Here is a 7,038-nt window from a genome sequence, read left to right on the forward strand (position 1 = left end):
CCGCGACTGGCCGGTGGTCGAGGATAACTACCGCGTCGACGACCAGGGCCGGGTCGCCTGCCGCATCTACCGCCGCGTGCGCGCCCGCGAGCTGTGGGACACCCTGATGCGCAGCACCTATGACGTCGGCGAACCCGGCGTCATCCTGATCGATCAGGTCAATCGCCAGAACAACGCCTGGTTCGACGAGGTCATCCGGGCCACCAACCCCTGTGGCGAGGAACCGCTTCCGCCGGACGGGGCCTGCCTGCTGGGGTCGGTGAACCTGACGGGCTTCGTCTCCGATCCGTTCACCGAAGACGCGGCATTCGACTGGGAACGCTTCGAGCGGGTGGTGCGCGTGTTCACGCGCATGCTGGACAACGTCGCGGACATCTCCGGGCTGCCGCTGCCGGAGCAGCGCGCCGAGATGCTGCGCAAGCGCCGCCACGGCATGGGTATCCTCGGGCTCGGTTCGGCGCTGGCGATGCTGGGGGAGGCCTACGGCTCCGAGTCGGCCGCGGCCTTCACCGCAGAGGTCTGTCGACGCCTGGCGCTGGAGAGCTGGCGGGCTGGGCTGGAGCTGGCGCGCGAGAAGGGCCCGGCGCCGATTATGGACGAGGGCTTCACGCTGACCGCCGACATGCTGCGTCGCCAGCCGGCGCTGGCCGAGGCCGGTTACCGGGTCGGCGACGTGCTGAAGGGCCGCGAACTGCACGCGCGCTTCAGCGCCTACATGCAGCGCATCGCCGGGGAGGACCCGGCCCTGGTCGCGGCGCTGGCGGAGGAGGGCGCGCGCTTTACGCACGCCACCTCCATCGCGCCCACCGGCACCATCAGCTTCTCGGTCGCCAACAACGCCAGCAACGGCATCGAGCCGACCTTTCTCCACCACACCACGCGCAACATCCGCCGGCCCGGGCGGCGTACCCGCGAGGCGGTGGACTGCTATTCGTACGAATTGCTGGCCTACCGCACCTTGGTGGATGCCGACGCGGGGCCGGCGGATCTGTCCGCCACCGCGATCACTGCTGACCAGGTCAGCGTGGACGCCCATATCCGCATGCAGGCGGCCGCGCAGCCATGGGTAGACTCGGCCATCTCCAAGACGCTCAATGTCCCGAGCGATATCCCGTTCGAGGATTTCCAGGAGGTCTACCTGCAGGCCTGGCGCGCGGGGCTCAAGGGCTGCACGACCTACCGGCCGAACCCGCAGGCGCAGATGGGTGTGTTGATGGACCCGGAACGCCTGCGCAGCACCTGGTACACCTTCACCCTGGCGGACGGCCAGGAGGTGACCCTGCGTGGTGACGAAGAGGTGGAATACGAGGGCCAGGTGCACACCGCGGCCAACCTCTTCGCGGCGCTGGACGAGGGTTACTACGACGACGTCTGAGGTCGTCGGGGAGGACACGATGCACCGGATCGACCAGCCCATCATCGCCTTTCGCCGCTCGGATGCCGCGGCCGGGCAGAGTGGCCCGGTGGGTGACGACAACCCGCTGGGCAAGCGCATCCCCTCGCGCCCCGAGGGCGAGCTCGAGTCGGTCACCGAGAAGGTGCGCTACTGGACCCAGGACGGGCCGCAGACGGTCTACCTGGTGGTCAGCTTCGTGGCCGTCTCCGGTACGGTGGACGGCGAGCCCGTGACCATCGAGCGCCCCATCGAATTCTTCCTGCCCACCGGACAGCACTCCGAGTCTTACCAGTGGATCTCCGCGACGATGCGCAGCCTGTCGCTGGCGGCTCGTGGGGGCTACGCCGCCCGCGCCCTGCGCGACCTGCGCAAGGTCACCTGGGACCGCGGCCCGGTCCGCAGCGGCACCAGCGACTACGGGAAACCCCTCTATCACCCTTCCGAGGTCGCCGCCATCGCCTTTGCCCTGCAGAACATCCTCCAGCGCCGCGGCTTCCTCGACCCGGACGGTCATCCCCGCTCGCTAGGCGACCTGACCACCGCCTACCACGACAAGGCTCGTAATACTCGGCCTGCGGACGTTCCTATTTTGGACTCCCCGCAGTCTGGGCCGATGGGTTCGTCGCTGTGCCCGCAGTGCGGCGGCCACCTGGAAATCATCGACGGCTGTCCCACCTGCCGCGACTGCGGCTACTCGAAATGCTAGGTGCCTCGGCGGGGGGGGGCTATGTGACACCCGCGACCCAACCGGGCTATCCGACTCCGACACATGATGGGTCATCGATCGAAGCGTCACTTGGCCCTCGTCGCGTCTGAACCCGAATGGATAACCCCTCGGCGGACGGGGCCGCCGTGGAAATCTCGGAGGGGGTCTCGTAGTCTCCCCGGCTCGTCCATTCCGCTCTGGAGACATCGTGGCCAACATCCTGAACCCGTACGCCGACGAGCAGCCCGAGTCGAAGCACATCGTCCTGCGTGCCCGCAGTGGCCAGGCGGTCTCCGCCGACTTCACCCTGCAGGATCGGCGCGGGCGCGAGAGCGCGGCGGAATACCTGTTTCATCTCTATTCCACCATCAAGCAGAAGCTGGGCGAACCCGTCCTGGATACCGCTGCGCCATCGCCGGACGATCAGGGCGCTATGCAGCGGCTGATCCTGTACGCGGCCGGCGCCCACGACACCATGTTCGGCACCTTCAATGCCTCCAGTACCTCCTCGGAGATGCCCGAGGAGGAGCGAAACGAGTTCGTGGAGATCTTCCTGCTGGCCTGCGCCACCGTTATCGAGGGTCAGCGGATCACCGTCGACCTCCAGAGAGGCCTCATCACCGCCGAGACGGCCTGAGCCAATGTCCCGCGCGGGGTCGCCGCCGCAGGGGGTGCGTATTGCCCGAGCAGGTGGGCATGGAAGCATGCCGGCCCGTCTCGGGGGCCGCATTGTGTCGTCAATCTCGGATGGATGTGGTGGGCCCGGTCGGACTCGAACCGACGACCAAGGGATTATGAGTCCCCTGCTCTAACCAACTGAGCTACAGGCCCGTATTCGGGGAGGGTACAAACGACTGCGGCGCCATTCTACCCGGAAAGGCAGGGATGGCGCCGCATTGCTAGGTCGGGTTCCGGCCGCGTGGCCGGGTCGCCGGTTATTCGGCGTCGGTGTAGGTGCGCAGCAGCTCGGCGCGGGTCGGGTGGCGCAGTTTGCGCAGGGCCTTGGCCTCGATCTGGCGGATGCGCTCGCGGGTGACGTCGAACTGCTTGCCGACCTCCTCGAGGGTGTGGTCGGTGTTCATGTCGATGCCGAAGCGCATGCGCAGGACCTTGGCCTCACGCGGGGTCAGCGTGGACAGGATCTCGCGGGTGGCCTCGGTCAGGCTTTCCTGCGCGGCGGAGTCGGACGGCGAGGCGACCTTCTCGTCCTCGATGAAGTCGCCCAGATGCGAGTCTTCGTCGTCGCCGATCGGGGTCTCCATGGAGATCGGCTCCTTGGAGATCTTGAGCACCTTGCGGATCTTGTCCTCGGGCATTTCCATGCGCTCGGCCAGCTCTTCCGGGGTGGCCTCGCGGCCCATCTCCTGCAGCATCTGGCGGGAGACGCGGTTGAGCTTGTTGATCGTCTCGATCATGTGCACCGGGATGCGGATGGTCCGGGCCTGGTCCGCGATGGAGCGGGTGATGGCCTGGCGGATCCACCAGGTGGCGTAGGTCGAAAACTTGTAGCCGCGACGGTATTCGAACTTGTCCACGGCCTTCATCAGGCCGATGTTGCCTTCCTGGATGAGGTCGAGGAACTGCAGGCCGCGGTTGGTGTACTTCTTGGCGATGGAGATCACCAGGCGCAGGTTGGCCTCGACCATCTCCTTCTTCGCACGGCGGGCCTTGGCCTCGCCGATGGACATACGGCGGTTGATCTCCTTGATCTCGGAGATGTTCAGGCTGGCCTCGTGCTCGATCTCCGCGAGCTTCTTCTGCAGTCGCACGATCTCGTCCTCGTGCTCGGCGAGGGCGGTGGTGTACTTGCCCTTGGCCTTGCAGGCCTCCTTGATCCAGTCGAGATTGGTCTCGTTCTTGGGGAAGCTGTCGATGAAGACCTTGCGCGGCATCTGTGCCTGTTCCACGGCCAGCGCCATGATGCGCCGCTCGTGGCGACGGATCTGGTCGATGCTGCCATGCAGCTGGGTGGTCAGCTGGTCGACCATGCGCGGTACCAGCTTGAACTCCATGAAGTACTTGGCGGTGGCCTCCCGCGCGACGGCGTAGGCCTCGCGGTTGCCCTTCTCGAAGGCCTTGTGTGCCTTCGCGTGCAGCTTGCGCAGCTTTTCGAAGCGCTTGCGGGCCTCTTCCGGGTCCGGGCCGGTGTCGACCGGTTCGGCGGCTTCTTCGTCTTCCTCGGCGTCTTCCACCTCGTCGACGATGGCGTCCAGCTCGGCGCTGGCCTGTTGCTCGGCTGCTGCCGCGGCGGCGGCCTTCTGTTCGTCCAGGGCCTTCTGGGCCTGCTCCGGCGTGACCAGTCCACGGGCGACGGCCTCGCCGTTGGCATGGTCGTCCGGGTCGATGAAGGCGACCACGAGGTCGGTCAGGCGGCCGTTGTTTTCGACGATCTGGTCGTACTCGTGGATCAGCCGTTCGATCGCGCCCGGGTGATGGGCCAGCGCAAAGAGGACCTGCATCAGGCCCTCCTCAATGCGCTTGGCGATGCGGATCTCGCCCTCGCGGGTCAGCAGCTCGACCGTACCCATCTCGCGCATGTACATGCGCACCGGGTCGGTGGTCCGGCCGAAGTCGCTGTCAGCGGAGGCGAGTGCCGCCACGGCGTCTTCCGCGTCCTCGTCGGCGGAGACGGAGCCGTCGGACAGCAGCAGGCTGTCGGCATCCGGGGCCTGCTCATGCACCGCGATGCCCATGTCGTTGATCATCGCGATGATGTCCTCGACCTGGTCGGAGTCGATGATCGAGTCGGGCAGGTGGTCATTCACCTCGGTATACGTGAGGTATCCCTGCTCCTTGCCCTTGGCAATCAGTTCCTTGAGCTGGGATTGCTGCTCTTCACGATTCATTGCGGTAGCACTCCGAGGGAAGTCGAGTCGGCCAAAAATTAATCCTACATTGTAGCAGAAGATTCTTATGTTTCTGGTTGCCCGACCGAATTTGCGGTCAAGGGCATGCCGCGAGCGCGGTGTGGGGCGGTCCGGTTGATTGCAACAGTGCGGGCAAATGCCGCCAATTCAAGGCCCAGAAAGGCTATCGCGGCGTGTCGAATCTCTGCAGCTGTCCGGTAAGACGGGCGAGTTCGGCGCGTTGTTCCGTCCCCAGGTCGGTGCCGGGGCGAGTCAGTTCACGAATTCGAGAACGATAGTGCTGGCGCAGGAGCTGCCGGGCGCAGTCCAGTGCCGTTTGCCGGGTAACGGCCACCTCTCCGTCGTCCAGCGTCTGGTGGGCCAGGGCCATCAGACGCTGGAAGTGGCGCTGGTCGCGGAAGCGCTCCAGCAGGCCGGCGGTATGCCGTTCGGGGTTCTCGTCCAGGGCCGCGAGGAGTTCGCGCAGCGTCGTCGCGGCCACGCCGGGCAGTTCGACCAGCTGACGGAATTCGGGCTCGGACCAGTCCAGCTCCGGGTGTTGCAGTAGCCGGGCCAGCAGGGCGCCCCAAAGGGCTGGCGGGCTCTCTGTGCCGGTTGCGGGCGCCCGGCCATCGCCGGGGGAGGCCGGCAGTTCACCTCCCGTGCTCGGGTCGGCCTCGCGGGCGGCCCGGGGCGGCTGTTCCGACAGGACCTGTTCCAGGCGCTCGTGGCTCAGTCCGGTTTCCTGTCCGATGCGCTCGACCAGCTGGTCGCGGAACAAAGGGTCGCGAGTGGTGGCGACCAGTTTCATCGCGGTATGGGCGAAGCGGGTGCGGCCCTCGGCGGTATCGGTCGGATGTTCCTCGCGCAGCAGCTGCACCAGGGTTTCGGACAGCGGGAGGGCGCTGGCCAGGCGTTCCTCCCAGCCGGCCAGCCCGTCACGCAGTACCAGGCTGTCGGGGTCATCGCCCTCCGGGAGGAACAGCGCGCGCACCTCGCGCAGGCCCTGGATCGCGGGCAGGGCCTCGCCCAGGGAGCGCCAGGCGGCGCGGCGCCCGGCGGCGTCGCCATCGAAGCACAGGGTGATGCGCGAGACCTGGCGGAACAGGCTGTCCAGATGGGCGCGGGTGAGGGCGGTGCCCATGCAGGCCACCGCGCGGCGGAAACCGGCGCGTGCCAGCCCGACCACGTCCATGTAGCCCTCGACCACCACGATGTCGTCCAGCCGGGTGCTGGCCTTGCGTGCCTCGAACAGGCCGTAGATGACCTGGCCCTTGTGGAAGACCTCGCTCTCCGGACTGTTCAGGTATTTCGGTTCACCGTGCTCGATCAGGCGCCCGCCGAAGCCGGTGATGCGCCCACGCCGGTCGCGGATCGGGAACATGATGCGCGCGCGGAACCGCTCGCGGATGCCGCCGTCGTCGCGCCGCGCGGCCAGGCCGGCATCCACCAGCTGCTGCGGGGTGAAGCGCGGCTTCAGCGCCTCGATCAGGCCCGAGGGCGGGGCCCAGCCGATCTGGTAATCGCGCGCGGTCGTGCCGTCGATGCCGCGGTTTTTCAGGTAGTCGACCGCCTTCGGTGTCTGGCGCAGTTGCTGCACGTAGTACTCGGCGGCGGCGTTCAGCGCGTCATACAGTGGCGCGTGGGCCTCGTGCTGCTCGGAGCCCCCGGCCTCGCGCGGGACCTCGAGCCCGGCCTGTTCGGCCAGCTGCTCGACCGCCTCGGGGAAACTCAGGTTCTCGTATTCCATCAGGAAGCTGATGGCGGTGCCGTGCGCCCCGCAGCCGAAGCAGTGATAGAACTGCTTTTGCGGGGAGACGTAGAAAGACGGTGTCTTCTCGCCGTGGAACGGGCAGCAGGCGGCGAACTCGCGCCCGGCCTTCTTCAGGCTGACGCGGCGCTGGATCACCTCGACGATGTCGCTGCGTTCAAGCAACTCGTCGATGAATGCCTGTGGGATGAGACCTGCCATGGTGTCGCTGCGGGTTCCTCGGGGTCGTGCCACTGGTCGAGCCTGCATGATAGCCCGGAGGGCCGGGGGGGCGTCAGGGCATTCGCGAAGCTCGCTTGTCCCCCGTCTGTCATGGCGA

5 protein-coding genes and 1 tRNA gene are annotated in these 7,038 nt (G+C 67.0%); 3 read left to right on the plus strand and 3 right to left on the minus strand.

Going from position 1 to position 7,038, the window contains the following annotated elements; all coding sequences use genetic code 11:
• From ACESLR_RS10245 to ACESLR_RS10255, 3 genes are all read left to right on the plus strand, one after another.
• On the plus strand, positions 1 to 1,375 hold a 1,375-nt coding region (locus ACESLR_RS10245; protein WP_373067249.1), incomplete at its 5' end, for a ribonucleoside-diphosphate reductase, adenosylcobalamin-dependent.
• A gap of 19 nt (positions 1,376 to 1,394) precedes the next feature.
• On the plus strand, positions 1,395 to 2,102 hold the full coding sequence (locus tag ACESLR_RS10250; RefSeq protein ID WP_373025891.1) for a ribonucleoside-diphosphate reductase: 708 nt from the start codon (positions 1,395 to 1,397) through the stop codon (positions 2,100 to 2,102).
• Positions 2,103 to 2,310: 208 nt separating this feature from the next.
• On the plus strand, positions 2,311 to 2,739 hold the full coding sequence (locus ACESLR_RS10255; RefSeq protein WP_373025892.1) for a hypothetical protein: 429 nt from the start codon (positions 2,311 to 2,313) through the stop codon (positions 2,737 to 2,739).
• A gap of 117 nt (positions 2,740 to 2,856) precedes the next feature.
• Here the strand turns inward: ACESLR_RS10255 and ACESLR_RS10260 are convergent.
• From ACESLR_RS10260 to dnaG, 3 genes are all read right to left on the minus strand, one after another.
• Positions 2,857 to 2,933, minus strand: a tRNA-Ile gene (locus tag ACESLR_RS10260).
• A gap of 104 nt (positions 2,934 to 3,037) precedes the next feature.
• Complete coding sequence (rpoD, locus tag ACESLR_RS10265) at positions 3,038 to 4,948, minus strand: RNA polymerase sigma factor RpoD (protein ID WP_373025893.1); 1,911 nt, start codon at positions 4,946 to 4,948, stop codon at positions 3,038 to 3,040.
• A gap of 184 nt (positions 4,949 to 5,132) precedes the next feature.
• Positions 5,133 to 6,920 carry a DNA primase gene (dnaG, locus tag ACESLR_RS10270; RefSeq protein ID WP_373025895.1) on the minus strand — a complete coding sequence of 596 codons (1,788 nt, stop codon included), beginning with the start codon at positions 6,918 to 6,920 and terminating at the stop codon, positions 5,133 to 5,135.
• Positions 6,921 to 7,038 lie beyond the last annotated feature (118 nt).

The organism is Thioalkalivibrio sp., from assembly GCF_041685615.1.
Lineage (GTDB): Bacteria > Pseudomonadota > Gammaproteobacteria > Ectothiorhodospirales > Ectothiorhodospiraceae > Thioalkalivibrio.

Coding starts and splice junctions, on each gene's coding strand:
- ACESLR_RS10250 (WP_373025891.1), top strand. CDS start 1,395: ATGCACCGGATCGACCAGCCCATCATCGCCTTTCGCCGCTCGGATGCC.
- rpoD (WP_373025893.1), bottom strand. CDS start 4,948: ATGAATCGTGAAGAGCAGCAATCCCAGCTCAAGGAACTGATTGCCAAG.
- dnaG (WP_373025895.1), bottom strand. CDS start 6,920: ATGGCAGGTCTCATCCCACAGGCATTCATCGACGAGTTGCTTGAACGC.